Origin of the sequence: Gardnerella sp. 26-12, assembly GCF_001660745.1 — a bacterium.
GTDB classification, from domain to species: domain Bacteria; phylum Actinomycetota; class Actinomycetes; order Actinomycetales; family Bifidobacteriaceae; genus Bifidobacterium; species Bifidobacterium swidsinskii.
In genome coordinates, this window is the sequence record NZ_LWSR01000172.1 from 1 (window position 1) to 517 (window position 517).

1 protein-coding gene is annotated in these 517 nt (G+C 32.1%); it reads left to right on the forward strand.

What is annotated here, in order from left to right:
• The first annotated feature begins 101 nt into the window (after positions 1-101).
• Positions 102-467: a DUF488 domain-containing protein gene (locus tag A5295_RS06075; protein WP_012914086.1), complete on the forward strand. Its 366-nt coding sequence runs from the start codon at positions 102-104 to the stop codon at positions 465-467.
• Positions 468-517: the final 50 nt, after the last annotated feature.

Genomic DNA, 517 nt, shown 5'->3' on the forward strand with positions numbered 1-517 from the left:
CATAATAACTCAATTTATATCGCAGATATCTTTTGCTAGTAAATAATTCCTTGAAAAAATAAATAAAGCTGCGATTATGGTAAACGTATAAAGGAGATTTTATGAACAAGTGCACTGTGAAGATTAAGCGTGTGTATGAAACGATTAGTGAAGATGATGGTGTGAGAGTCTTGGTTGATAGACTTTGGCCGCGTGGTATAAGCAAAGAATATGCTCATATTGATAAATGGCTTAAAGATATTGCTCCTACTTCGCAGTTACGCAAGTGGTTTAATCATGACCCGGAGCATTTTGAAGAATTTTCACATCGTTATGTTGAAGAACTTGATTCAAATCATGAAGCTGTTGGTGTGATTATGGATTTGTTTAATAAGTATCAAACTATAACTTTGTTGTATGCTGCAAAAAATCCAAAAGTAAATCACGCATTAGTTTTGCAAGAATATTTACAAAAATTACTTGCTTGAGTATGTGTTTACTAATTTTGCGATTGTTTAACTTTGCCTAACTTTAATTA

Bases quoted from the DNA above. Each gene is read 5' to 3' on its own strand.
- A5295_RS06075 (WP_012914086.1), top strand. From the start codon at position 102: ATGAACAAGTGCACTGTGAAGATTAAGCGTGTGTATGAAACGATTAGT.